General features: G+C 64.0%; 26 protein-coding genes. 24 read left to right on the forward strand and 2 right to left on the reverse strand.

Annotated elements, in window-relative coordinates:
• Positions 1 to 5: 5 nt before the first annotated feature.
• Positions 6 to 824 (forward strand): inositol monophosphatase family protein, encoded by an 819-nt coding sequence (locus ATE64_RS19615; RefSeq protein WP_058456714.1) that lies wholly within the window; start codon positions 6 to 8, stop codon positions 822 to 824.
• Positions 825 to 946: 122 nt separating this feature from the next.
• Here the strand turns inward: ATE64_RS19615 and ATE64_RS19620 are convergent, their stop codons facing one another.
• Positions 947 to 1,429 (reverse strand): YbjN domain-containing protein, encoded by a 483-nt coding sequence (locus ATE64_RS19620; protein WP_058456715.1) that lies wholly within the window; start codon positions 1,427 to 1,429, stop codon positions 947 to 949.
• A gap of 218 nt (positions 1,430 to 1,647) precedes the next feature.
• Between ATE64_RS19620 and ATE64_RS19625 the strand changes: the two genes are divergently transcribed.
• The 23 genes from ATE64_RS19625 (at position 1,648) to ATE64_RS19730 (ending at position 21,491) form a co-directional block, all read left to right on the forward strand.
• Positions 1,648 to 2,022: an NADH-quinone oxidoreductase subunit A gene (locus tag ATE64_RS19625; RefSeq protein ID WP_058456716.1), complete on the forward strand. Its 375-nt coding sequence runs from the start codon at positions 1,648 to 1,650 to the stop codon at positions 2,020 to 2,022.
• A 29-nt stretch (positions 2,023 to 2,051) separates the two neighbouring features.
• A complete protein-coding gene (locus tag ATE64_RS19630; protein WP_058456751.1) occupies positions 2,052 to 2,585 on the forward strand; it encodes an NADH-quinone oxidoreductase subunit B in 534 nt (177 codons plus the stop codon).
• Positions 2,585 to 3,505, forward strand: coding sequence for an NADH-quinone oxidoreductase subunit C (locus ATE64_RS19635; RefSeq protein WP_058456717.1), 921 nt, complete (start codon positions 2,585 to 2,587; stop codon positions 3,503 to 3,505). Before ATE64_RS19630 ends, ATE64_RS19635 begins: the two co-directional genes overlap by 1 nt.
• A 35-nt stretch (positions 3,506 to 3,540) precedes the next feature.
• Entirely contained in the window at positions 3,541 to 4,758 is a 1,218-nt protein-coding gene (locus tag ATE64_RS19640; RefSeq protein WP_197410183.1) for an NADH-quinone oxidoreductase subunit D, read from the forward strand.
• A complete protein-coding gene (locus ATE64_RS19645) occupies positions 4,755 to 4,970 on the forward strand; it encodes a hypothetical protein (RefSeq protein ID WP_058456719.1) in 216 nt (71 codons plus the stop codon). Before ATE64_RS19640 ends, ATE64_RS19645 begins: the two co-directional genes overlap by 4 nt.
• Positions 4,963 to 5,631 carry an NAD(P)H-dependent oxidoreductase subunit E gene (locus tag ATE64_RS19650; RefSeq protein ID WP_058456720.1) on the forward strand — a complete coding sequence of 223 codons (669 nt, stop codon included), beginning with the start codon at positions 4,963 to 4,965 and terminating at the stop codon, positions 5,629 to 5,631. Before ATE64_RS19645 ends, ATE64_RS19650 begins: the two co-directional genes overlap by 8 nt.
• Before the next feature lie 112 nt (positions 5,632 to 5,743).
• Positions 5,744 to 7,036, forward strand: a complete 1,293-nt coding sequence (gene nuoF / locus ATE64_RS19655; RefSeq protein ID WP_058456721.1) for an NADH-quinone oxidoreductase subunit NuoF — start codon at positions 5,744 to 5,746, stop codon at positions 7,034 to 7,036.
• Positions 7,033 to 7,386, forward strand: coding sequence for a hypothetical protein (locus ATE64_RS19660; RefSeq protein WP_058456722.1), 354 nt, complete (start codon positions 7,033 to 7,035; stop codon positions 7,384 to 7,386). The genes nuoF and ATE64_RS19660 overlap by 4 nt, the downstream gene beginning before the upstream one ends.
• A gap of 9 nt (positions 7,387 to 7,395) precedes the next feature.
• On the forward strand, positions 7,396 to 9,408 hold the full coding sequence (gene nuoG / locus ATE64_RS19665) for an NADH-quinone oxidoreductase subunit NuoG (RefSeq protein WP_058456723.1): 2,013 nt from the start codon (positions 7,396 to 7,398) through the stop codon (positions 9,406 to 9,408).
• Positions 9,405 to 9,680, forward strand: coding sequence for a hypothetical protein (locus ATE64_RS19670; RefSeq protein WP_058456724.1), 276 nt, complete (start codon positions 9,405 to 9,407; stop codon positions 9,678 to 9,680). The genes nuoG and ATE64_RS19670 overlap by 4 nt, the downstream gene beginning before the upstream one ends.
• On the forward strand, positions 9,677 to 9,817 hold the full coding sequence (locus ATE64_RS21820) for a hypothetical protein (protein ID WP_156416628.1): 141 nt from the start codon (positions 9,677 to 9,679) through the stop codon (positions 9,815 to 9,817). Before ATE64_RS19670 ends, ATE64_RS21820 begins: the two co-directional genes overlap by 4 nt.
• A 148-nt stretch (positions 9,818 to 9,965) precedes the next feature.
• The gene (nuoH, locus tag ATE64_RS19675; RefSeq protein WP_156416630.1) at positions 9,966 to 10,991 is read left to right on the forward strand and encodes an NADH-quinone oxidoreductase subunit NuoH; all 1,026 of its coding nucleotides are present in this window, start codon (positions 9,966 to 9,968) and stop codon (positions 10,989 to 10,991) included.
• Entirely contained in the window at positions 10,988 to 11,470 is a 483-nt protein-coding gene (locus ATE64_RS19680) for a hypothetical protein (RefSeq protein WP_058456725.1), read from the forward strand. The genes nuoH and ATE64_RS19680 overlap by 4 nt, the downstream gene beginning before the upstream one ends.
• Positions 11,467 to 11,955, forward strand: coding sequence for an NADH-quinone oxidoreductase subunit NuoI (nuoI, locus tag ATE64_RS19685; RefSeq protein WP_058456726.1), 489 nt, complete (start codon positions 11,467 to 11,469; stop codon positions 11,953 to 11,955). Before ATE64_RS19680 ends, nuoI begins: the two co-directional genes overlap by 4 nt.
• Positions 11,956 to 12,123: 168 nt before the next feature.
• A complete protein-coding gene (locus tag ATE64_RS19690) occupies positions 12,124 to 12,735 on the forward strand; it encodes an NADH-quinone oxidoreductase subunit J (RefSeq protein WP_058456727.1) in 612 nt (203 codons plus the stop codon).
• A complete protein-coding gene (gene nuoK, locus ATE64_RS19695; protein ID WP_058456728.1) occupies positions 12,732 to 13,037 on the forward strand; it encodes an NADH-quinone oxidoreductase subunit NuoK in 306 nt (101 codons plus the stop codon). The genes ATE64_RS19690 and nuoK overlap by 4 nt, the downstream gene beginning before the upstream one ends.
• 4 nt (positions 13,038 to 13,041) lie before the next feature.
• Positions 13,042 to 15,093 carry an NADH-quinone oxidoreductase subunit L gene (nuoL, locus tag ATE64_RS19700; RefSeq protein WP_058456729.1) on the forward strand — a complete coding sequence of 684 codons (2,052 nt, stop codon included), beginning with the start codon at positions 13,042 to 13,044 and terminating at the stop codon, positions 15,091 to 15,093.
• A complete protein-coding gene (locus ATE64_RS19705; protein ID WP_058456730.1) occupies positions 15,090 to 16,646 on the forward strand; it encodes an NADH-quinone oxidoreductase subunit M in 1,557 nt (518 codons plus the stop codon). The genes nuoL and ATE64_RS19705 overlap by 4 nt, the downstream gene beginning before the upstream one ends.
• A complete protein-coding gene (gene nuoN / locus ATE64_RS19710; RefSeq protein ID WP_058456731.1) occupies positions 16,643 to 18,076 on the forward strand; it encodes an NADH-quinone oxidoreductase subunit NuoN in 1,434 nt (477 codons plus the stop codon). Before ATE64_RS19705 ends, nuoN begins: the two co-directional genes overlap by 4 nt.
• Positions 17,998 to 18,798: a biotin--[acetyl-CoA-carboxylase] ligase gene (locus ATE64_RS19715; protein WP_082657830.1), complete on the forward strand. Its 801-nt coding sequence runs from the start codon at positions 17,998 to 18,000 to the stop codon at positions 18,796 to 18,798. Before nuoN ends, ATE64_RS19715 begins: the two co-directional genes overlap by 79 nt.
• Positions 18,799 to 18,810: 12 nt before the next feature.
• Positions 18,811 to 19,596, forward strand: coding sequence for a type III pantothenate kinase (locus ATE64_RS19720; protein ID WP_058456754.1), 786 nt, complete (start codon positions 18,811 to 18,813; stop codon positions 19,594 to 19,596).
• Positions 19,593 to 21,227 carry a ribonuclease J gene (locus tag ATE64_RS19725; protein WP_058456732.1) on the forward strand — a complete coding sequence of 545 codons (1,635 nt, stop codon included), beginning with the start codon at positions 19,593 to 19,595 and terminating at the stop codon, positions 21,225 to 21,227. Before ATE64_RS19720 ends, ATE64_RS19725 begins: the two co-directional genes overlap by 4 nt.
• A gap of 3 nt (positions 21,228 to 21,230) precedes the next feature.
• Positions 21,231 to 21,491, forward strand: a complete 261-nt coding sequence (locus tag ATE64_RS19730) for a DUF1467 family protein (protein ID WP_058456733.1) — start codon at positions 21,231 to 21,233, stop codon at positions 21,489 to 21,491.
• Positions 21,492 to 21,727: 236 nt separating this feature from the next.
• Here ATE64_RS19730 and ATE64_RS19735 read toward each other — a convergent pair whose 3' ends face one another.
• Positions 21,728 to 24,091 (reverse strand): hypothetical protein, encoded by a 2,364-nt coding sequence (locus ATE64_RS19735; RefSeq protein ID WP_058456734.1) that lies wholly within the window; start codon positions 24,089 to 24,091, stop codon positions 21,728 to 21,730.
• Positions 24,092 to 24,114 lie beyond the last annotated feature (23 nt).

The raw sequence follows: 24,114 nt of genomic DNA on the forward strand, positions 1-24,114 counted from the left end.
CGACTATGGCCATTTCCGGCATCATCACCGTCATGGAACGCGCCGCGCGCAAGGCCGGCACGAAGCTGCGCCGCGACTTCGGCGAGATCGAGCATCTGCAGGTCTCGCAAAAGGGGCCCGCCGACTTCGTGTCGAAGGCGGATCAGGCGGCCGAGCGCACGCTCTATGACGAGCTGACCCACGCGCGTCCCGGCTGGGGCTTCCTGATGGAAGAGGCCGGCGAGATCGAGGGCGAGCCGGGCAAACCGCGCTTCATCATCGACCCGCTCGACGGCACGTCGAACTTTCTCCACGCGATCCCGCAATTCGCAATCTCGATCGCGGTGCAGGAGCCGAAGCTCGGCGGCGGCTGGGGCGACGTGACCGCGGCGCTGATCTATCAGCCGGTCACCGACGAAAGCTATTGGGCCGAGCGTGGCCGCGGCGCGTGGCTGCACGACCGGCGCCTCCGCGTCGCCTCGCGTCGCCACCTCAACGAATGCCTCATTGCGACGGGCATCCCCTTCATGGGCCATGGCGACATGGCGCAGTGGAGCCGCATTTTCGGCGCGGTCGCGCCCGAAGTCGCCGGCATCCGCCGCTTCGGCGCCGCCAGCCTCGATCTAGCCTGGGTTGCGGCGGGCCGTTTCGACGGTTTCTGGGAAAGCCAGCTCAACATCTGGGATGTCGCCGCCGGCATGTTGCTGGTGCGCGAGGCGGGCGGCTTCGTCAGCGATTTCCGCGGCGGCGACCGCGCGATCGAGCGCAGCGAATTCATCGCGGGCAGCGGCGCGGTGCATTCCAAGCTTCAGAAGCTGGTCGCGGGCGCGCTGCGCAACGCCTGACGGGCCGTAGCTCTTCCATCGTCATGCCGGACTTGATCCGGCATCCATCTCGGCGTCGAAGCCATGGACCCCGGATCAAGTCCGGGGTGACGAAGGAGGGGCGGGGCCGACCTACGTGGCCATCACTTTTCGAAAACATACTCGCGGAAACTGTCCATCAGCGATGACCAGGTGTTGAGCGTCTCGCCCAGATTTTCGCGCGGGATCCCGGCAAAATCGACATCGACGTCCATTTCGAGCACCGGGTCGCCTTCGTCATCGCGATAGGCGCGTGCGAAGCGCTTGGTCCGGTTCCATTGGTTGAGTCGGTCGAGCGACACATCCTTCGCGTCGCTGAAACCCATATAATATTGCAGGGTCTTGCAGTTCCGGTTGTCCTCGCAGTTCATGAACAGGACGAGGAATTTCAGGCCGTTCCGGTTGCTCTCGATATAGGGATCGTCGCCGTCCTTGGTGACAAGCGTCGCCGGCCAGCCCTGCGACTCGAGGATCGCCTTGATCGTCGCGGGATTCTTCGCATTCACCAGTTCGGCATGGGCTGGCGCCGCCGACAGTGCCAGTGCGGCGGCCGCTGCGACGATGGCGCGATGAAAAATTGGTCCCATAAAAGCTCCCCAGTTTCGAAACGGGCGCCAAAGGCCCGAAATATCGACCCCTGCCGTCCGCGTATCATGAGGATAGGGGCGCGTTCCAGCGCCGTTTGTGCTTTTGGTCACAACGGCAACGAATTTCCTCGCCGCAGCGCTTGCGAGGCGCGGCTTGCTGGCCTAAAGCGCGCCCAACAAAGGGGTGGTAAACGCCTTAAAACAGACTGCGAGCTCCCATGGTCGATCTGACGCAATATCTGCCGATCCTGATCTTTCTGGTCATAGCCGTTGGCCTTTCCTCGGCCTTCGTCTTCCTGCCGATGGGCGTCGCGCGCCTGACCGGCGCGCACAAGCCCGATCCGGCGAAGCTCACCGAATATGAATGCGGCTTCCCCGCGTTCGAGGATGCCCGCAGCCAGTTCGATGTGCGCTTCTATCTCGTCGCCATCCTCTTCATCATCTTCGACCTCGAAGCCGCCTTCCTCTTTCCCTGGGCGGTCAGCCTCAAGGAAATCGGCTGGGCCGGTTGGGCCACGATGATGATCTTCCTTGCCGAACTCGCGATCGGCCTTGTGTACGCGTGGAAAAAAGGCGCGTTGGATTGGGAATGAGCAGCTCCAGCATCATCATGCCCGGCCAGATGCCGGTCGCCAGCCCTGTCGCTCCGGGAACCAACCCGGATCAGAGCTTCTTCGACGATCTCAACAGCGAGGTTGGCGACAAGGGCTTCCTCGTCACCACGACCGAGGATCTGTTCAATTGGGCGCGTACCGGCTCGCTGTGGTGGATGACCTTCGGCCTCGCATGCTGCGCGGTCGAGATGATCCACGTCAACATGCCGCGCTATGACATGGAACGCTTCGGCGTCGCGCCGCGCGCCAGCCCGCGCCAGTCCGACGTGATGATCGTCGCGGGGACGCTCTGCAACAAGATGGCCCCGGCGCTGCGCCGCGTGTACGACCAGATGTCGAACCCCAAATATGTCATTTCGATGGGCAGCTGCGCCAACGGCGGCGGCTATTACCATTACAGCTATTCGGTGGTGCGCGGCTGCGATCGCATCGTGCCCGTCGACATCTATGTCCCCGGCTGCCCGCCGACCGCCGAAGCGTTGCTCTATGGCGTGATGCAGTTGCAGCGGAAGATCCGCCGCACCGGGACGATCGAACGCTGATGGCCAGTCCCGCTCCCCTGATCGCGGCCCGCGAGGGCGTTGGCCCCGCACTGCAAAAGCTGCTCGGCGACGACCTGATCGAGCATGTCTTTGCCGTGGGCGAGGACAGCATAACCGTGCGCCGCGAAGCGGTCGCCGGTGTGATGGTCATGCTGCGCGATGAACTCGACTATCAGCAGCTGATGGAAATCGCCGGGGTCGACTATCCCGAACGCGCCGAGCGCTTCGAGGTCGTCTATCACCTGCTCAGCGTGACGAAGAACCACCGCCTGCGCGTCCGCGTGTCGACCGACGAAACGACGCCGGTACCGAGTATCGTGCCCGTCTGGCCCGTCGCCGGTTGGCTCGAGCGCGAAGTTTTCGACATGTACGGCGTGCTGTTCGCGGGCAATCCCGACCTCCGCCGCATCCTGACCGACTATGGCTTTCAGGGGCATCCGCAGCGCAAGGACTTCCCGCTGACCGGCTATATCGAGCTGCGTTATTCGGAAGAGGACAAGCGCGTCGTCTATGAACCGGTGAAGCTGGCGCAGGACTTCCGCAACTTCGACTTTCTCAGCCCCTGGGAAGGCGCCGACTATGTGCTGCCGGGCGACGAAAAGGCCGGTGGCACCGGCGAAGCGCCGGGCAAGGGTGCGCCGTCGCCGATGACCGCGCAGCAGGTCAAGGTCGCCGACGACAAGGCCGAGAAGAAGGCGCCGGCGCCGACCCCGAAGACCACCGAGAAGCCCGAACAGACCGGCGCGGGCGCGAAGGCGAATATCAAGGCCGCGAAGGCGAGCCGCGACGGCGCCAAGGCGACCACGGCCGCCAAAGCGAAGACTCCGGCCACAAAGAAGGCCGAAAAGGCGCCTGCCAAGCCCAAGGCGCCCGCGAAGCCGCGCGCGCCGCGCAAGCCCAAGACAGGAGGTGACGCATGACCGACTCTCCTCAGGTCAAGCACCACGGCAGCGACATGTTCGAAGGCTATCCGGTCGACACCGCCGATACCGCGGGCGACCAGGCCGTCACCAACTACACGATCAACTTCGGCCCGCAGCACCCCGCGGCGCATGGCGTGCTGCGCATGGTGATGGAACTCGACGGCGAGATCATCGAGCGCGTCGATCCGCACGTCGGGCTGCTGCACCGCGGCACCGAGAAGCTGATCGAGTACAAGACCTATCTGCAGGCGCTGCCCTATTTCGACCGGCTCGACTATTGCTCGCCGCTCGGCATGGAACATAGCTATGTGCTCGCGATCGAGAAATTGCTCGACCTCGAGGTGCCCGACCGCGCGCAGTACCTCCGCACGATGTTCGCCGAGCTGACGCGCATCTGCAACCACATGCTCAACATCGGGTCGCACGTCATGGACGTCGGCGCGATGACCCCGAACCTGTGGATCTTCGAGCTGCGCGAGGATTGCCTGAACTTCTTCGAGCGCGCGTCGGGTGCGCGCATGCACAGCGCCTATTTCCGCCCGGGCGGCGTCCATCAGGATGTCCCCGAAAAGTTGCTCTACGACATCGGCCAGTGGTGCGAGACGCGGCTGCCGAAGCTGTTCGGCGACGCGATGAGCCTCGTCATCGACAATCGCATCTTCAAGCAGCGCAATGTCGATATCGCGACCGTAGCGAAGGAAGACGCGCTGGCGTGGGGCTTCTCGGGCCCGATGATCCGCGGCAGCGGCATTCCGTGGGATCTGCGTAAGTCGCAGCCCTACGACGCCTATGCGAAGATGGACTTCGACATTCCCGTCGGCACGCGCGGCGACTGCTACGACCGCTTCATGGTCCGCGTGCAGGAAGTCTATCAGTCGCAGCGGATCATCCTGCAGTGCATCAACGCGATGCCTTCGGGCCCCATCGCCAGCCTCGACCGCAAGGTCGTGCCGCCGAAGCGCGGCGAGATGAAGCAGTCGATGGAATCGCTGATCCATCACTTCAAGCTCTATACAGAGGGTTTCCACGTCCCCGCGGGCGAGGTTTATGTGGCGACCGAAAGCCCCAAGGGCGAATTCGGCGTCTATCTGGTCAGCGACGGCACCAACAAGCCGTACCGCTGCAAGATCCGCCCGACGGCGTTCTCGCACCTGCAGGCGATGGACATGATGTGTAAGGGCCACATGCTCGCCGACACCACCGCGATCATCGGCGCGATCGACGTCGTGTTTGGGGAGTGCGACCGGTGAGGATAGTTGCGGCCTTCCGCATCGCGCTCGCGATCAGCGTGCTGAGTTACCTGTTAACGCTTGCTGTCGGGGTCAGCGCATTGATTCCGGGCGAACTGGCTTTGGCGATCGGCATTTATGCCGGAGCGGCAATGGGGCTGTCGGCGCTGGGTTGCGTCGTGACACAACTCGTTCTCTTTATCTCTCACAAGCGGCACATCGCTCATGGCTGACGCACCCCAAATCCCCGACGAAGCCGAAACCCGCGCGCGCTGGGGCGCTTTTGCGTGGACGAAGGAAAATGCCGAGAAGGCGAAGGCGATCATCGCGCGCTATCCCACGGGGCGCCAGCGTTCGGCGGTGATGCCGTTGCTCGACCTCGCGCAGCGGCAGGTCGGCGCCGAGACCGAGACGCAGGGTTGGCTGCCCGTGCCGGTGATCGAGTTCGTCGCTGCCGAGCTCGATATGCCGTTCATGCGCGCCTATGAAGTCGCGACCTTCTACACCATGTACAATCTGGCGCCGGTCGGCCGCTATCATGTGCAGGTTTGCGGCACGACGCCGTGCCTGCTGCGCGGATCGGACGACGTGATGGCCGCGTGCAAGAATCGCGGGATGACCAAGGGCAAGACCACGCCTGATGGGCTGTTCACGCTGACCGAGGTCGAGTGCATGGGCACCTGCGCCAACGCGCCGATGGTCCAGATCAACGACGATAATTACGAAGACCTCGATTATGACTCGATGGTCCGCATCCTCGACGATCTTGCCGCGGGCAAGCAGCCGAAGACCGGCCCCCAGAACCCCAAGCGCCACACGAGCGAGCCCGAGGGCGGCCCGACGACGCTGAAGGAAATGGTCAAGGCCAACCATGACTATCGGAAGGAATGGTGATGATGACAAACGCCGCATTCCTTCGTCATGCCGGACTTGATCCGGCATCCATCGCAGCGCTGAAGTCGTGGACCCCGGATCAGGTCCGGGGTGACGAATTGGGAGCGGCCCGATGAGCCTCGCGGACAAGGATCGTATCTTCACCAATCTCTACGGCTTTCAGCCGTGGAACCTGAAATCGGCGCAGGCGCGCGGCGATTGGGACAAGACCAAAGACCTGATGAGTCGCGGCCAGGACGCGATCATCGAGGAGATCAAGGCATCGGGCCTGCGCGGCCGCGGCGGCGCGGGCTTCCCGACCGGGCTCAAATGGTCGTTCATGCCGAAGGAACCGCGCGCCGACCGCCCGAGCTTCCTCGTCATCAACGCCGACGAATCCGAACCCGGTTCGTGCAAGGACCGCGAGATTATCCGCCACGATCCGCACAAGCTGATCGAAGGCGCGCTGATCGCGGGCTATGCGATGCGTGCGCGCGCCGCGTACATCTACATCCGCGGCGAATTCATCCGCGAGGCCGAGACGCTCTTCGCGGCGGTGCAGGAGGCGTATGACGCCGGCCTGCTCGGCAAGAACGCCGCGAAATCGGGCTACGACTTCGACGTCTTCGTCCACCGCGGCGCCGGCGCGTACATCTGCGGCGAAGAAACCGCGATGATCGAAAGCCTCGAGGGCAAGAAGGGCCAGCCGCGCCTGAAACCCCCGTTCCCGGCGGGTGCGGGCCTCTACGGCTGCCCGACGACGGTCAACAATGTCGAGAGCATCGCGGTCGTCCCGACGATCCTGCGCCGCGGCGCGGTCTGGTTCTCCAGCTTCGGGCGCGAGAATAACAAGGGGACCAAGCTCTTCCAGATTTCGGGCCATGTCGAGCGCCCGTGCGTCGTCGAGGAAGAGATGGGAATCACCTTCCGCGAGCTCATCGAAAAGCATTGCGGCGGCATTCGCGGCGGCTGGGACAATCTGCTCGCGGTGATCCCCGGCGGCTCGTCGGTTCCGCTTGTCCCTGCGGCGGAGATCATGGACGCGCCGATGGACTTCGACGGGCTGAAGGCGCTCGGCTCGGGCCTCGGCACCGCCGCAGCGATCGTGATGGACAAGTCGACCGACGTCGTCCAGGCGATCAGCCGAATCAGCTATTTCTACAAGCATGAAAGCTGCGGCCAGTGCACGCCGTGCCGCGAAGGCACCGGATGGATGTGGCGCGTGATGGAGCGCCTGCGCACCGGCGACGCCGACATCAGCGAAATCGACACGCTCTACGACGTCACCAAGCAGGTCGAAGGCCACACCATCTGTGCGCTCGGCGATGCCGCCGCGTGGCCGATCCAGGGCTTGATCCGCCATTTCCGCCCCGAAATCGAACGCCGGATCCGCGAGAATGGTGGCGCGCTGGAGGCGGCGGAATGATTGGCCGTAGCCTTCTTGTCATCGGACTAGCCGTTGGCGGCATGGCAATCGCCGCGCCAGCAAACGCAAAGGGCAAGATGGACGCGCTCGTCGAGTGCATGTGGCAAGAAGCGCCGACTTCTACTGCGCGTTACATCGACAATCAGGATAAGACGAAAGAGGCTGCTCTGTTCATGAGAGCGGTTATGCCTTGCCAGGGTTCGATGAATATCGATCTGAAGCAGTTGAAGAAGCGTCTGGTAGCTACGCGCCCCTCCGAAATTCAGCCCGACAAAGAAACGGATGCCTCTGCTGTAATTTGCGCAAAAGATGCGTCCGGCGAAGATCATTGCGCTCCGGTTGAGGAGTGAGGAAAACAGATGCCTAAAGTAACCGTAGATGGCGTAGAAATCGACGTTCCGCAGGGCGCGACCGTCTTGCAGGCGTGCGAGATGGCGGGGAAGGAAATTCCGCGCTTCTGCTACCACGAGCGCCTGTCGATCGCCGGCAACTGCCGCATGTGCCTCGTCGAGGTCGCGCCCGGCCCGCCGAAGCCGCAGGCATCGTGCGCGCTGCCGACCGCCGAGGGCCAGATCATCAAGACCGACAGCCCGATGGTGAAGAAGGCGCGCGAAGGGGTGATGGAGTTTCTGCTCATCAACCACCCGCTCGACTGCCCGATCTGCGACCAGGGCGGCGAGTGCGACCTGCAGGACCAGTCGGTCGCCTATGGCCGCGGCGCGACGCGCTATGACGAGAACAAGCGCGCGGTCACCGAGAAATATATGGGTCCGATCGTCAAGACGGTGATGACCCGCTGCATCCAGTGCACGCGCTGCGTCCGCTTTGCGGAGGAAGTCGCGGGCGTCGAGGATATCGGCGCGATCTATCGCGGCGAGAATATGCAGATCACCTCGTACCTCGAACATGCGGTCGCGAGCGAGCTGTCGGGCAATATCGTCGATCTGTGCCCGGTCGGCGCGCTGACCTCGAAGCCCTATGCCTTCGAAGCGCGCCCATGGGAGCTGACCAAGACGCTGGGCATCGACATGATGGACGCGGTCGGCACCAACGTCCGCATCGACAGCCGCGGCCGTCAGGTGCTGCGGGTGCTGCCGCGCGTCAACGACGACGTGAACGAGGAATGGGCGAGCGACAAGACGCGCCACCATGTCGACGGCCTCGTGCGCCGCCGCCTCGACCGGCCCTATCTACGCAAGGGCGGCCAGCTGGTCGAAGCGACGTGGGCCGAAGCGTTCGACGCGATCAAGGCCGCGAAGGCCGGCAAGTCGGTCGCCGCGATCGCGGGCGACCTCGTCGATTGCGAAACGATGTTCGCGGCGAAGGCCCTGGTGAATGCGCTGGGCTCGACGCTGCTCGAAGGCCGCCAGACCGGCCTCGACTATGATGTGTCGAGCCTGTCGGCGGTCAATTTCAACACCACCATCGCCGAGGCCGAGAATGCCGACGTCATCCTGCTGATCGGCACGAACCTGCGCTGGGAAGCGCCGCTGATCAACACGCGCATCCGCAAGGCGGCGTGGAAGAAGGGCGCGAAGGTTTTCGCGATCGGTCCCGAGAAGGACCAGACCTACAAGGTCAATTGGCTCGGCGACGACGCCTCGCTCGTCGCCAAGCTGCCCGCCGCGGCGCTCGATGCGCTCAAGGGCGCGGAACGGCCGCTGATTATCCTTGGCGGCGGCGGCCTTGCCGTTCCCGGCGTCCATGGCGCGACGCTGGCGCTTGCCAAGTCGGTGAACGCGGTCAAGGACGGCTGGAACGGTTTCAGCGTCGTCCATATGGCGGCGAGCCGCATGGGCGGGCTGATGCTCGGCTATGCGCAACCGGGCGGCATCAAGGGCATCGTGGCGGCGAAGCCGAAGCTCGCCTTCTTCCTCGGCGCCGACGAGGTCGATTTCACCGCCTTCGACAAGACGCTGAAGGTCTATGTCGGCCATCATGGCGACAAGGGCGCGCATGCGGCCGACGTCATCCTGCCGGCTGCGGCGTGGACCGAAAAGGACTTCACCACGGTCAATACCGAGGGCCGCGTCCAGCGCAGCGAGAAGGCGGTGTTCGCGCCCGGCGACGCGCGCGAGGACTGGAGCATTTTCCGCGCGCTCGCCGATGCGCTCGGCGTGTCGGTCGGCTTCGACAGCTTCGACCAGTGCCGTGGGGCGATGATCGCCGCGGTGCCCGCGCTCGGGACCGAAGGCCTTGCCGGTTACGGCTGGTCCATGCCCAAGCTCGACGCCAAGCCTGCCAAGGGACCGATCCCGTCGCCGATCAAGGATTTCTATCTCACCAACGCCATTTGCCGCGCGTCGCCGACGATGCAGCGCTGCTCGGAAGAGCTGGTCCATGGCGCGGACTTTGCGGAGGCGGCGGAATGAGCGGCGCTCTGCCCGAGTGGATTCAGAGGTCGCCCCGCTATTTCTATGCGGCCGCCGTTCTGATGTTCTTCGCCTATTTCGCGTTGGGTGTGTACGAGATCAAAAATTACACGATGGCTTATGGTGAGCAGGGGCCGATGCGCATCGCGTCCTTGCGGGTACTGATCGATGCCTTGCGCGAGGCGATCTATCTTTTTGGAACCGGCGTCGGGACGCAGATTTTTCTCGCGATCTGGGCGCGCGTGCGGCCTGCAACGGAGGCAGTCCAATGATCCACGTACCTATCGTCGCCGGCGCGATCTTCGTCGGCATGGGCTATGCGGTGTGGCGCGGCTTTAATCCGCGCAGCAAGTCGGATGTGCCCGGTCCGCACAATGGCTGGCGTAACCAGGACGGAACGCGGAAATGAGCCTGGTCTTGCATATCATCGTCATGCCGGACTTGATCCGGCATCCATGGACCCCGGATCAAGTCCGGGGTGACGAAAAGGGGGCGTCGCTGTGACCGAATATTTTCAGCGCATGATGCTCTATGTCCCGTTCAAGGGCTGGGTCGATATGGGAATGTCGGCCGAAGCGGCATGGGCACTTGCGACGATTTGCGGCATCCTGCTCATCGCGCTGCCGCTGATGCTCGCGGTCGCGATGATCATCTATGCCGACCGCAAGATCTGGGCGGCGATCGCGTTGCGTCGCGGCCCGAACGTCGTCGGCCCCTTCGGCCTGCTCCAGAGCTTCGCCGACGGTCTGAAAGTGTTCCTGCAGGAAACGATCATTCCGTCGAGCGCGAACCGCGGGCTGTTCCTGATCGCGCCGATCATCACCTTCACGGTGGCGCTGATGGCGTGGGCGGTGATCCCGTTCAACTCGGGCGCGATCCTCGCCGACATCAACGTCGGGCTGCTCTACATCCTCGCGATTTCGTCGCTCGGCGTGTACGGCGTGATCCTGTCGGGCTGGTCGTCGAACTCGAAATATCCTTTCTTCTCGGCAATGCGCGCTTCCGCGCAGATGATCAGCTATGAAGTCTCGATCGGCTTCATCCTGATCGGCGTCGTGCTGTTTGCCGACAGCTTCAACATGAACGATATCGTCAAGGCGCAGCAGGGCCATGGGCTCGGCTTCGTCAACGCCTTCGGCTTCAACCTGCTGCTGTTCCCGCTCGCGGTGATGTTCCTCATTTCGGCGCTCGCCGAAACCGCGCGCGCGCCGTTCGACCTGACCGAGGCCGAGAGCGAACTCGTCGCGGGCTATCAGACCGAATATTCGTCGATGAGCTTCGCGCTGTTCTGGCTCGGCGAATATGCCAACGTGCTGCTGATGTGCGCGCTCAACGCGATCCTGTTCTGGGGCGGCTGGCTGCCTCCCGTCGACTGGGCGCCGCTCTATGCCGTGCCCGGCATCATCTGGCTGTTCGCGAAGATCCTGTTCTTCTTCTTCGTCTTCAGCTGGGTCAAGGCGACCGTGCCGCGCTACCGCTATGACCAGCTGATGCGGCTGGGCTGGAAGATTTTCCTGCCGATCTCGCTCTTCTGGGTCTTCCTGATCTCCGGCTATCTGATGCTGACGAGGTATGGGGCATGATGCTCGTTGGGCTATTATTGGCAAATGCGGTTGCTACCGCGCCGACACAGCGTGACTATTCTTGCGTGCCAACCGCGATGAATGCCGCCGAGGGAGGCACGGAATTTACACTGTCGTCAGTCGAAGCTGATGCGTTCAGTGTCTTGGTGAGGATTAAGTCATCTTCCGGGGACGTTACCGTTAGCCCAGCCACGAGCGCATCGTTGTTGGAATCCAAGAAACAGACATTTCTGCATGTTAAGCATTTCTCGAAATTGTCCAAGGACCAGAAAAGTCGTCTTAATCTGATGGTTATTTTGGAAGCTCGAAATTTGCCGCGCGAACTGTCGAAGCCGATAATCTCCATGAAATATCGCGGTTTGGAACAAAAAATGTCGTTCAATATCCAAAATGTCAAAAAGAGCTATGCGACTGGCCAGCATGTTGAGAGCGACGAATATGTGATGTTGTCGGGAGAATGCTTGGAGCAGTCGTCATGACCACTGTCGTCCACCTCCTCAAAAGCTTCACCTTGTGGGAATTCGTCAAAGCCCATTGGCTGACACTGAAATATTTCTTCAAGCCCAAGGCGACGATCAACTATCCGTTCGAGAAGAACCCGCTGAGCCCGCGTTTCCGCGGTGAACATGCGCTGCGCCGCTATCCGAACGGCGAGGAGCGCTGCATCGCGTGCAAGCTGTGCGAGGCGGTGTGCCCGGCGCAGGCGATCACGATCGAGGCCGAGCCGCGCGAGGATGGCTCGCGCCGGACGACGCGCTACGACATCGACATGACCAAGTGCATCTATTGCGGCTTCTGTCAGGAAGCTTGCCCGGTCGATGCGATCGTCGAGGGGCCGAACTTCGAATTCGCGACCGAAACGCGCGAGGAGCTGCTCTATGACAAGGCCAAGCTGCTCGCCAATGGCGACAAATGGGAACGCGCGATCGCGGCGAATCTTGCCGCCGACGCGCCCTATCGATAAGGGCGCGCGCATGATTGATTCAGCCAAGACGATCCTCCCCGGAACGGGGAGGGGGACCACCCGAAGGGTGGTGGAGGGGCACATGATGTCGAACGCCGTGGATGCGGGCCTGTGCCCCTCCACCATGCTTCGCATGGTCCCCCTCCCCATGCTGGGGAGGAGCGCAGCGTGATTCAGGTCATCGCCTTTTGGCTCTTTGCTTCGATCGTCATCGCTTCGGCGACGATGGTCATTCTGGCCCGCAACCCCGTCCACAGTGTGATGTGGCTGATCCTCGCCTTCTTTAACGCGGCGGGGCTGATGCTGCTGACCGGCGCCGAATTCATCGCGATGCTGCTCGTCATCGTCTATGTCGGCGCGGTCGCGGTGCTGTTCCTCTTCGTCGTGATGATGCTCGACATCGATTTCGCCGAACTGCGCAGCGGTTTCGTGCGCTATCTGCCGCTTGGCGCGCTGGTCGCGATCGTCCTTGCCGCAGAGCTGGTATTCGCGGTGGGCGCCTGGCAGGCCGGCGGGGTCGATCTTGCGGCGCGCGCGGCGCCCGCCGCGACCGATACCAGCAACATCCAGCAGATCGGCGAGCTGCTCTACACGCGCTACATCTTCCTGTTCGAGGCGGCGGGGATCGTGCTGCTCGTCGCGATGATCGGCGCGATCGTGCTGACGCATCGCCAGCGCGGCGGGGTGCGCATCCAGAATATCTCGGCCCAGAACCGCCGCCGTCCCGAGGACGCGACGCGCCTGGTCGATCCGGGCGTCGGGCAGGGGATGGAATTGTGATTTCGGTCGGCCATTATCTCGCCGTTTCGGCGGTGCTGTTCACGCTCGGCGTGCTCGGCATCTTCATCAATCGCAAGAATATCATCGTCATCCTGATGGCGATCGAACTCATCCTGCTCGCGGTGAACATCAATCTCGTCGCGTTCAGCGCCGCGCTGAACGACCTCGTCGGGCAGGTCTTCTCGATGTTCGTGCTGACCGTCGCCGCGGGCGAAGCCGCGATCGGTCTTGCAATCCTTGTCATCTATTTCCGCGGCCGCGGCACGATTGCCGTCGACGATGCCAACCGGATGAAGGGGTAAGCCGGTGATCCAGGCGATCGTTTTCCTGCCGCTCTTGGCGGCGCTTGTTGCAGGGCTGGGCCAGCGCGCCATCGGTCCGTTCGCATCGAAGCTGGTCACGACCGGCGCGCTGTTCACCAGCTGCGCCCTGAGCTGGCCGATCTTCCTCTCGTTCGTCATGGGGACGGGCGAGGCCGGCGTGACGCCGGTGCTGCACTGGGTCTCGTCGGGCGCGCTCCAGTTCAATTGGGAGTTGCGGGTCGACACGCTGACTGCGGTGATGCTCGTCGTGATCACGACGGTGTCGGCGCTCGTCCACCTCTATAGCTGGGGCTATATGGAGGAAGATCCGGACCAGCCGCGCTTCTTCGCCTATCTCTCGCTCTTCACCTTCGCGATGCTGATGCTCGTGACCGCGAACAACCTCGTCCAGATGTTCTTCGGCTGGGAAGGCGTCGGTCTCGCATCCTATCTGCTCATCGGTTTCTGGTACAAGAAGCCGAGCGCCAATGCCGCCGCGATCAAGGCGTTCGTCGTCAACCGCGTCGGCGATTTGGGCTTCATGCTCGGCATCTTCGGCACCTTCCTTGTGTTCGGCACGGTCTCGATCCCCGAAATTCTGGCCGCTGCGCCGGGCATGGCGGGCAGCACGATCACCTTCATGGGGATGCGTCTCGACACGATGACGATCCTCTGCCTGCTGCTGTTCATCGGCGCGATGGGCAAGTCGGCGCAGCTTGGCCTGCACACATGGCTTCCCGACGCGATGGAGGGTCCGACCCCGGTGTCGGCGCTGATCCACGCCGCGACGATGGTCACCGCGGGCGTGTTCATGGTGTGCCGCCTGTCGCCGATGTTCGAGACCGCACCGGTCGCGTTGGGTGTCGTCACGTTCGTGGGCGCAGCGACCTGCTTCTTCGCCGCGACGGTCGGCACGACGCAGTGGGACATCAAGCGCGTCATCGCCTATTCGACCTGTTCGCAGCTCGGTTACATGTTCTTCGCCGCGGGCGTCGGGGCCTATGGCGCGGCGATGTTCCACCTGTTCACGCACGCCTTCTTCAAGGCGCTGCTGTTCCTTGGCGCGGGCTCGGTCATCCATTCGATGCACCATGAGCAGGACATGCGCTACTACGGCGGCCTTCGGAAGCACATCCCGATCACCTATTGGGCGATGCTGATGGGCACGCTGGCGATCACCGGTGTCGGGATCGCGGGCGTCGCGGGCTTCGCCGGCTTCTATTCGAAGGATGGCATCCTCGAGGCGGCGTTCGCGTCGGGCGGCGGCGGTCAGGTCGCGTTCTGGGTCGGGATCTTCGCCGCGCTGCTCACGAGCTTCTATTCGTGGCGCCTCGTCTTCCTGACCTTCTTCGGCAAGCCGCGCTGGGAGCAGAGCGAGCACATCCAGCATGCAGTGCATGGCGATCACCACGATCATCCCTCGGATGAGGACGCGGGTCACGATCATGCTCACGCGCATCATCACGAGGCGCCTGGTGACGGCACGGCGGGCTACCATCCGCATGAAAGCCCGCTGAGCATGCTCATTCCGCTGATCGTGCTGTCGATCGGTGCGGTGTTCGCGGGTATCGTTTTCCACCACCAGTTCATCTATCCCGAAGAGGGCATGGCGTTCTGGAAGGGCAGCCTCGCGTTCGACGAACATCTGATGCACGCCGCACACGAAGTGCCGCTGTGGGTGAAGTGGATGCCGTTCACGGTGATGGCGATCGGGCTGTTCCTCGCGTGGAACAGCTATATCCGGAACACCAGCCTGCCGGCGAAGTTCGTGGCGCAGTTCCGGCTGCTGCACCAGTTCCTGTACAACAAATGGTATTTCGACGAGCTCTACACCATCCTCTTCGTGAAGCCCGCCTTCTGGATCGGCCGCTTCTTCTGGAAGAAGGGTGATGAGGGCACCATCGACCGCTTCGGTCCCGATGGCGCCGCGGCGCTCGTCGCTGGGGGGACCCGTCTCGCGGTCCGGCTGCAATCGGGTTATGTTTATGGATATGCGTTCGTGATGCTGCTCGGTCTTGTCGGCCTCGCCAGCTGGGCGATGGTGAGGTTCCTGTGAGCGGTGTTCCCATCCTTTCGTTGATGCTGGCGATCCCGACGGTCGCCGCCATCGCGTGCCTCTTTGCCGGCGACCGCAATGCACGCCTGATCGCGCTGGTCGCGACGCTGATCGACTTCGCGCTCGGCGTCATGCTGTGGGCGAATTTCGATATCGGCGGCGCGCAGTGGCAGTTCGTCGAGTCCGCGCCCTTGTTCGGCCGCTTCAACTATGCGCTTGGCATCGACGGCATGGCATTGATGCTGATCATGCTCAGCGTCTTCCTGATGCCGCTCTGCATCCTTGCGAGCTGGGAATCGATCACCAAGCGCGTCGGGCTCTACATGGCGATGTTCCTGATCATGGAGGTCGTCATGATCGGCGTCTTCATGGCGCAGGATCTGCTGCTCTTCTACGTCTTCTTCGAGGCGGGCCTGATCCCGATGTATTTCATCATCGGTATCTGGGGCGGGGCGAACCGCATCTATGCGGCGTTCAAATTCTTCCTCTACACGCTGCTTGGTTCGGTGCTGATGCTGATCGCGATGATCGCGATGATCCGCGAAGCGGGCACGACCGACATCCCGACCTTGCTCAATTACAACTTCCCGCCGGAGATGCAGACCTGGCTATGGCTCGGCTTCTTCGCCAGCCTTGCGGTCAAGATGCCGATGTGGCCCGTCCACACCTGGCTTCCCGACGCGCATGTGCAGGCACCGACCGCGGGTTCGATGATCCTGGCCGGCGTGCTGCTCAAGCTCGGCGCCTATGGTTTCATCCGCTTCATGATGCCGATGTTCCCCGAAGCCTCGGCGCAGTTCATGTGGGTCGTCTTCGCGCTGTCGATGGTCGCGGTGGTTTACACCAGCCTCGTCGCACTGGTGCAGAGCGACATGAAAAAGCTGATCGCCTATTCGTCGGTCGCGCACATGGCGATCGTCACCGCAGGCCTCTATGCGCTGAACCAGCAGGGGATCGAGGGCGCGCTGATCATCATGCTCAGCCATGGCGTCGTCTCGGCCGCGCTCTTCTTCTGCGTCGGCGTGATCTACGACCGGCTCCATACGCGCGAGATCGACCGTTACGGCGGGCTTGCCGTGAACATGCCGGCCTATGCGCTGTTCTTCATGCTGTTCACCATGGCGTCGATCGGCCTGCCGGGCACCAGCGGGTTCGTCGGCGAGTTCCTGAGCCTTGCCGGTATCTATGAGGCGTCGAGCACGGTCGCGTTCGTCTGCACCACCGGCATCATCCTCGGCGCCGCCTATATGCTCTATCTCTATCGCCGCATCGTGTTCGGCGAACTCACCAAGGACGATGTGAAGGCGATGCCCGACCTCAACCCTCGCGAATGGGCGATCCTTGCGCCGCTTGCCGCCGTGGCGCTGTGGATGGGTGTCTATCCCGAAAGTTTCCTCGCGCCGATGCGCGGTGACGTGACGACCGTGGTCGCGCGCCTCGCGCCCGCCAAGCCTGCCGGCGACGCGCATCTTGCCGCGGGCAAGCCCAAGCCGGCCGCTGCAGGCCACGGAGAAGCATCGGGCGAAGCGCATCATGCGGGAGGCGCCCAATGACCGCCGATCTCGCGCTCATCTGGCCCGAACTGATCCTGACGATCGGCGGGCTGGTCACGCTGATGCTCGGAACCTATGCGGGTGATCGCCAGGTCGGGCTCTATCAGCTCGCCGCGATGGTGACGCTGGCGGCGGCCGCCGCAGCGGTGCTGGCGCTGTTCGGGACCGACACCACGGTCTTTTCGGGCACGCTGTCGGTCGACAGCTTCGGCGGTTTCGCCAAGCTGCTGATCTATGCCGCGAGCTTCATCTGCGTCGTCATCGCGCCGCGGTTCTTCAAGGATGCGATGCGCGCCGAATATCCCGTGCTGATCCTGTTCGCGGCGCTCGGCATGGGGATCATGGCGTCGTCGCGCGACCTGATGACGCTTTATGTCGGGCTCGAGCTCAACAGCCTGGCCTCCTATGTGCTCGCGAGCTTCATGCGCAGCGACGAACGGTCGAGCGAAGCGGGGCTCAAATATTTCGTCCTCGGCGCGCTTGCGAGCGGAATCCTGCTCTATGGCATCTCGCTGCTCTATGGCTTCACCGGTTCAACCGATTTTGCCACGATCGCCGCGGCGCTGGGCGGTGAGCTGAACATCGGCATCATCTTCGGCATCGTGTTCGTGATCGCCGGCCTGGCGTTCAAGATCAGCGCCGTGCCGTTCCACATGTGGACTCCCGACGTTTATGAAGGCGCGCCGACCCCGGTGACGGCCTTCTTCGCCACCGCGCCCAAGGTCGCGGCGATGGCGCTGATGACGCGTGTCGTGATCGGCGCGGTTGGGCCGGCGGTGGGCGCATGGCAGCAGATCATCATCTTCCTCGCGCTCGCGTCGATTATCCTCGGTGCGGTGGGCGCGATCGGGCAGAAGAATATCAAGCGCCTGCTCGCTTACTCGTCGATCAACAACGTTGGCTATATGCTGATCGGCCTTGCCGCGGGAACGCAGCAGGGGGTCGAGGGCGTGCTGACCTATTTGCTCGTCTATATGGTGACGACAATCGGAAGCTTCCTGATCGTGCTGCAACTGCGCGACGACCGCGGCAACCAGATCGAAAGCATCCCGGCGCTCGCAGGTTATTCGCAGCGTCGCCCCGGCCTCGCCGCGGCGATGGCGGTGTTCCTGTTCAGCCTTGCCGGCATCCCGCCGCTCTTTGGCTTCTGGCCGAAGTATCTGGTCTTCGAGGCCGCGGTGAACGCCAACCTGGTGCCGCTGGCGGTGGCCGGTATCGTCGCTTCGGTGATCGGCGCCTTTTATTATATCGCCATCATCAAGACGATGTATTTCGACGAAAAATCGGACACCGAATTCCCGCGCGGAACGGGCACGGTGGTCGAGGATGCGGTGATCACCGCGAGTGCGCTGTGGCTCTCGGTCATCGGCTATCTCTTCATCGGCGTCCTGGCCGCGCTGTCGGCGACCGCGGCGGCGGTGCTGTTCTGATCCCGCCGATCGAGCGGATCGCGGAGACAGGTTCGACCAACGCCGACCTGCTGGCGCGACTGGCCAGCGGCGAGCATGTCGGCGAGGGGCATTGGCTCGTCGCCGACCGCCAGAACGCCGGGCGGGGCCGTCTGGGCCGGGCGTGGGGCGATGGCCACGGCAATTTCATGGGATCGACGGTCGTTCACCTGGCCGCGGGCGACCCGTCTCCCGCGACCCTAGCGCTGGTTGCCGGGGTCGCGCTGGCGAAAGCCGTCGCAGCGCTGGCACCTGCTGTCACCGCAACCCTCAAATGGCCGAACGATCTGCTGATCGACGGCGCGAAATGCGCCGGCATATTGATGGAGCGGACGGGCAACAGCGTCGTCATGGGTATCGGGGTCAATCTGGTCTCCGCTCCCGAAATCCCCGATCGCGCCACTGCATCGCTCGCCGGCAAGGGTGCGCTCCTCGACCGCGACCGCTTCGCCGAGGCGCTGGCGATCGCGATGACGGACGCTTTGTGGACGTGGCGGCAGGAAGGCGTCGGCAGCATCGTCAACGCCTGGCTGCCGATGGGGCATCCGGTCGGCACGCCGCTGCATGTTTCCGAACAGGGGATCGACGGCCTATTCGACGGTCTCGCGCCCGATGGCGCGCTGCGCTTGCGCGTTGCGGGCGGGGGGACCATGCTGGTTCACGCGGGCGACGTCGAATTGCAGCGGCCCGTGGAGGGGAATTAGGTGTCCATGCAAATTCTGCTCGCGATCGATGTCGGCAACACCAACGCCAAATTCGCCCTGTTCCGGGGAACCGAACTGCTCGCGCGCTGGCGCATCGCGACCGACGACCGGCGCACGGCCGACGAGTATATGGTCTGGCTCGACCAGCTTATGCGGATCGAGGGGCATGACCGCGCCGAGGTTGGCGCCGTGATCATCTCGACCGTGGTGCCCCGGGCGCTCCACAACCTGCAACTGCTCGCGGTCAAATATTTCGGCGTCGACGCGCTCGTCGCGGGGCGCGATCCGGTGAGCTGGGGCATCGCGCTCAGGGTCGACGAGCCGCAATCGGTGGGCGCCGATCGCGCGGTCAACGCGATTTCCGCGCAGGCGGTCGAGCCGGGCAAGGACAAGCTCGTCATCAGTTTCGGCACCGCGACGACGCTCGACCATATCGGCCCTGAGGGCGCCTATCTCGGCGGGATCATCGCGCCCGGCGTCAACCTGTCGCTCGAAGCGCTCGTTGCCGCGGCCGCCAAGCTGCCGCGCATCGCGATCGAGGCGCCGGCGACCGCCAGCGTCATCGGCCGCACGACCGAAAGCCAGATGCTGATCGGCGTCTATTGGGGCTATGTCTCGATGATGGAGGGGCTGATCGCGCGGATGAAGGTTGAGATCGGCAAGCCGCTGACGGTGATCGCCACGGGCGGCCTTGCAACGCTGTTCCAGGAACAGGCGCACCTGTTCGACCGCATCGAACCCGATCTGACGCTGAACGGGCTGATGCATCTCTATCATCAACGAAAGCCGACATTATGACGACTCCGGGCAAGGAGCTGCTTTTCCTCGCATTGGGCGGATCGGGCGAGATCGGCATGAACGCCAATCTCTATGGCTGCGACGGCAAATGGATCATGCTCGACCTCGGCGTGACCTTCGGCAGCCAGGATTATCCGGGGATCGAGATCGTGATGCCCGACCTCGAATTCATCGAGGACCGCAAGGACGACCTGCTTGGCATCGTGCTGACGCACGGGCATGAGGACCATATCGGCGCCATCCCCTATCTTGCCGCCGACCTCGGCGTGCCACTCTATGCCAATCGCTTCACCGCCGGGCTGATCGCGAACAAGCTCGCCGAAGAGGGGCTGGAGAAAGAGGTCGAGATCAGGGTCGTCGATATCGACGAAAGCTTTCGCATCGGCCCCTTCGGTATCCGGCTGGTGCCGCTGGCGCATTCGATCCTCGAGATGAGCGCGGCGGTGATCGACACGCCCTATGGGCGCGTCTTCCACACCGGCGACTGGAAGCTCGACGACGACCCGATCCTCGGAACGCCGGCAAGTGCGGCGGCGCTGACCGCGATCGGCGACGAGGGGGTCGACGTGCTCGTCTGCGATTCGACCAATGCCTTCAATGCACAGGCATCGGGCAGCGAGGGCAGCGTGCGCGACGGGCTGATGGCCGCGGTCGGCGCGGCAAAGGGCAGGGTGGTCGTCACGACCTTCGCGTCGAACGCGGCGCGGCTCGCGACCCTTGGCGCGGTTGCCAAGGCGACGGGGCGGACTTTGTGCGTCGCAGGACGCTCGCTCGACCGCATTCTCGGTGTCGCGCGGACGGTCGGTTACCTCAAGGATTTCCCGCCGACGGTCGATTTCGACGAGGCGATGCGCCTGCCGCGCAACAAGGTGATGGTGATCGCGACCGGCGGGCAGGGCGAGCCGCGCGCCGCGCTGGCGCGCATGGCGGCCGACATCCACCAGATCAAGCTGGAGGCGGGCGACACGGTCGTCTTTTCGTCGAAGCAGATCCCCGGCAACGAGGTTGCGATCGGACGGATCATGAACCAGCTTGCCGCGAAGGACGTGCTGACCGTCACCGAGAAGCAGGCGCATATCCATGTCAGCGGCCATCCGGGGCAGCCCGAACTCGCCGCGCTCTATGGCTGGTTGCGGCCGAAGCTCCTGGTGCCGGTGCATGGTGAGATCCGCCATATGCACGAACAGGCGCGCTTTGCGCTCGAACGGGGCGTGCCCGACATGCTGGTGCAGGAGAATGGCGACCTTGTCCGCCTCGCGCCGGGGCCGGCGCGGATCGTCGAACGCGTGCGTTCGGGCCGCCTGATCCTCGACGGCGACGTGATCTTGCCCGCCGATGGCGAGACGATCAACGAACGGCGCAAGCTCGCCCTTTACGGCCAGATTTCGGTCGCCGTCGTGCTGTCGGACGGCAAGTTCGAGGGTAGCGCGATCCAGTATCGCGGCGTGCCGGTCGAGGATGACCGCGAAAGCTTCCTTGAGGAAATGAACGAAGCGGCCGAGCAGGCGGCGAAGGGGCCGGCGCGCGACCGCGAGGCGCTGAAAGAGGCGATCCGCCTCGGCGTGCGGCGGGTCGCGACCGACTGGACCGGCAAGAAGCCGATCACCGACGTGCTGATCGTGGATGTCTGAGTCATGAAATGGACGTCTATCCTGGCAATCTACACGCTTTTCTGGGCTTTCAGCGCCTTTTTCGTGCTGCCCTTCCATGGCCGCCGTGCCGAGGATGATGCGACGCCGCTGGTGCGGGGGCAGGATCGGGGCGCGCCGGCCACCGTGCGTCCGGGACGCATCCTGCTGCAGATGACGATCGTCGCGACGATCGGCTTCGTGCTTTATTACATCGCTTATGTGAACGGCTGGGCCGACCCCGATGTGCTGAGCGGGCGGGCCTGAGCGGTAACCTGATTTGGCGGCTTTGGAGTGGGGAGCGGACGTATAATCCTCCCTGTCGCGCAGCGATGGGGAGGGGGACCGCCGCCGAAGGCGGTGGTGGAGGGGCCGCGACGGTGGCGGCATTGCCCCTCCGTCAGCGCTTCGCGCTGCCACCTCCCCATGGCTGCGCCACAGGGAGGAACGAATGTTCCCAACCGGTCGAAGGCTGCCGGGCCAACCCGGCTGCTTCAGCGCAATCAGCCCCGCAGGCGGTCGATCGCCTGCGCCAGCGCCACATAGAGCTTGCCGATATCCGACGAGAGCAGGGTGACGCTGATCGCCGACCCGTCGCGCGCGCCCATCAGCAGGCGCAGCATCGCCTCGAAATCGTGAATGAACTGGTTCACCGCGGCGTGGAAGCCGTCGTCATTCTGGTAGAGGCGCAGGATTTCCTTCGCCTCGCCATTTTCGATCAGCTTGACCGCGCGCCGCGCGAAGACGCCGCGGTCGCCCTTGAGATAAGCGTCCCACGCCATGTCGCTGACCTCGCTCGACAGTATCTTGGTCATGTCGATCGCGGTCGATTTGAGCGCTTCGGTCAGCACGCCGACCTGCTTCGCCATCGAATCGCGGTCGGAGGCAGCGATCGCCTGTTCGGCCTCGATCGCGCGCGCCTCGACGCTGGCGCTCGTGTCCATGATCGTGATCAGCTGGCGCATCAGCCGGTCGGTCGCAGCGTTGGCGGCTTCGACCGCGCGGCGTGAGGCTTCCTCGATCGCGGTGAGCTGCGTCATGATTTCGGTCTTGAACGAGGCGTCGATCGCTTCGCTTGCCGTCGCCTTCATTGCGTCGCGGGCACCCGAGACGAGCTTTTCGAGCGTCTGGCGCGCTTCCTCGGCCGCGCTGTCGGCGGTCGCGCGGACTTCGCCGAGCGTCGCGATCATTCGTGCGCCGCCCTGTTCGGCAAATTCGTCAGCGCCGCTGCGCAGTCGGGCGAGCGCGGTGTCGGCGTCGGCGAGCGACGCCTTGATGCGATCGGCGAGCGCCTGCTGGCTGTCGGCGTGCGCCGCCATCTGCTCTTCGTTCGACTGCAGCGTCGATTTGACGGCGTTCACGTGCGACAGCGTCGATTGCGCGACGAGCTCGGAGGCTTCGAGCATCGGCTTCATTTGCGACAGCGCGGTCTGCGTCGCCTTGCCGTGCGAATTCAGGCGGTCGATCGCGTGCGGCAGCGTCTCGTCGAGCTCGCGCGTTACCGCGTCGAGCGCAAGCAGCAGCGACTCCGCCTGCGTGATCAGTTGGTGCGCCGATCCGTTGCTCTTTTCCGCTTCGGCCATGAAGGCGGCGAGCTGGCCCTTGGTGTCGTCGATCGCGCGGCCGATGACGCCGGTGCTGGACGTAACGCTGGTGTCGAGCGCCGCGAGTTGTTCGCCGACCGTCGCCACATGCGAGCTGATCTGCCGGGCGAGCGCGTCGCTCGTTTCGCCATGTGCGGCGAGTTGGGCTCCGAGCGTGTCGCCGGCTTCGCGTGCGGCGGCAAGGCGCGCGTCGAGCAACTCGGCGGCAGAAGCGACACTATCGCGGAAATGGCGCCAGCTGCCGTCCATCTGCCCCGTCACCGCAGCGATCGTCGCCTTGAGGTCGTCGCGCGCGGTTGCCGAGGCCTGCGTCATCTGCGCCAGCGCGACGCCATGCGCGTCGGTCACCTGCGACGCGACCGCGATCAGGCTCATCTCGGCGTCGCTGGCCTGTTGCCGCAACACGCCGATGGCTTCGCTCAGGCTGGTAGCCGAGGCTTCGCCGATCTGCGCGGTTTTGCCGGCTTCCTCGGCAAGCGCGGCGAGCTTGGCCTCGAGGTTCGCGCCCTGCTGGTGCGCAACAAGGCCCGCCTCGCGGAAATTGACCGCAAGCCGCTGTGCGACGTCGTCGATCCGCGGCAGGCCGGCGAGCAGGCCGTCCATCCGCTGCATCGCCACATCGCCCGAGCGCGCGAGCTGGTCGTGCGCGTTGGCGATGACCGACGCGTTCGTCGCGAGCTTGTCGCTGCTTTCGTTGAGGCGCAGAACGGTATCGACGCCGAGCTGCTGCACCGTGCGTGCCTGTTCGCCGAGCTGGCGCTGCGCATCGGCAAGATTTTCCGCGAGGGCCCGCATCGAGGCATTGAGCGCCATATTCTCGTCGCGGAGCGCGTCGGCAACCCGCGCGAAACGCGCCTGTTCGGACCGGCTCGATCGCAAGAGGGCCATCCAGAGCACGGCGATCAGGGTGAGCGGCATCGCGATTGTCGCGAGCAGCACCGGCCATGCGGCGAAGGCGGGCGCGCGGGTGAAGCGGTCGGTTCCGGCCGCAGCCGCGAAGGCGACCCAGCCGATGGCCACCATAATCAGCAGCGCGGGAACGATCCGGTCCTTCCACGACGAGCCTGCCGCATCGGTTTCGTCATAGTCCTGGGCGGCATGGGTGATGGCTGACATATCGAGCCAGTCGCGCTCCTCGGGAAGGGCGGTTTCGACTGCAGGCGCGGTCTCGGCCGCCGCGGCGGCCGCCTCGTTCTGCGCTTCGGCATCCGGATTTGCGGCGGAATCCCGCCACAGTCCGACGATCTTCTTTTCCCCCGTCATCCGGCCATATTAGCATCAAATCG

This window comes from Sphingopyxis sp. H073 (assembly GCF_001468395.1).
Lineage (GTDB): Bacteria > Pseudomonadota > Alphaproteobacteria > Sphingomonadales > Sphingomonadaceae > Sphingopyxis.

Coding starts and splice junctions, on each gene's coding strand:
- nuoF (WP_058456721.1), top strand. CDS start 5,744: ATGAGCCTCGCGGACAAGGATCGTATCTTCACCAATCTCTACGGCTTT.
- ATE64_RS19680 (WP_058456725.1), top strand. CDS start 10,988: ATGATGCTCGTTGGGCTATTATTGGCAAATGCGGTTGCTACCGCGCCG.
- nuoN (WP_058456731.1), top strand. CDS start 16,643: ATGACCGCCGATCTCGCGCTCATCTGGCCCGAACTGATCCTGACGATC.
- ATE64_RS19735 (WP_058456734.1), bottom strand. CDS start 24,091: ATGACGGGGGAAAAGAAGATCGTCGGACTGTGGCGGGATTCCGCCGCA.
- ATE64_RS19650 (WP_058456720.1), top strand. CDS start 4,963: ATGGCTGACGCACCCCAAATCCCCGACGAAGCCGAAACCCGCGCGCGC.
- ATE64_RS19620 (WP_058456715.1), bottom strand. CDS start 1,429: ATGGGACCAATTTTTCATCGCGCCATCGTCGCAGCGGCCGCCGCACTG.
- ATE64_RS19670 (WP_058456724.1), top strand. CDS start 9,405: ATGAGCGGCGCTCTGCCCGAGTGGATTCAGAGGTCGCCCCGCTATTTC.
- ATE64_RS19625 (WP_058456716.1), top strand. CDS start 1,648: ATGGTCGATCTGACGCAATATCTGCCGATCCTGATCTTTCTGGTCATA.
- ATE64_RS19640 (WP_197410183.1), top strand. CDS start 3,541: ATGTTCGAAGGCTATCCGGTCGACACCGCCGATACCGCGGGCGACCAG.
- nuoG (WP_058456723.1), top strand. CDS start 7,396: ATGCCTAAAGTAACCGTAGATGGCGTAGAAATCGACGTTCCGCAGGGC.
- ATE64_RS19630 (WP_058456751.1), top strand. CDS start 2,052: ATGCCGGTCGCCAGCCCTGTCGCTCCGGGAACCAACCCGGATCAGAGC.
- nuoI (WP_058456726.1), top strand. CDS start 11,467: ATGACCACTGTCGTCCACCTCCTCAAAAGCTTCACCTTGTGGGAATTC.
- nuoH (WP_156416630.1), top strand. CDS start 9,966: ATGGGAATGTCGGCCGAAGCGGCATGGGCACTTGCGACGATTTGCGGC.
- ATE64_RS19725 (WP_058456732.1), top strand. CDS start 19,593: ATGACGACTCCGGGCAAGGAGCTGCTTTTCCTCGCATTGGGCGGATCG.
- ATE64_RS21820 (WP_156416628.1), top strand. CDS start 9,677: ATGATCCACGTACCTATCGTCGCCGGCGCGATCTTCGTCGGCATGGGC.
- ATE64_RS19730 (WP_058456733.1), top strand. CDS start 21,231: ATGAAATGGACGTCTATCCTGGCAATCTACACGCTTTTCTGGGCTTTC.
- ATE64_RS19660 (WP_058456722.1), top strand. CDS start 7,033: ATGATTGGCCGTAGCCTTCTTGTCATCGGACTAGCCGTTGGCGGCATG.
- ATE64_RS19615 (WP_058456714.1), top strand. CDS start 6: ATGGCCATTTCCGGCATCATCACCGTCATGGAACGCGCCGCGCGCAAG.
- ATE64_RS19635 (WP_058456717.1), top strand. CDS start 2,585: ATGGCCAGTCCCGCTCCCCTGATCGCGGCCCGCGAGGGCGTTGGCCCC.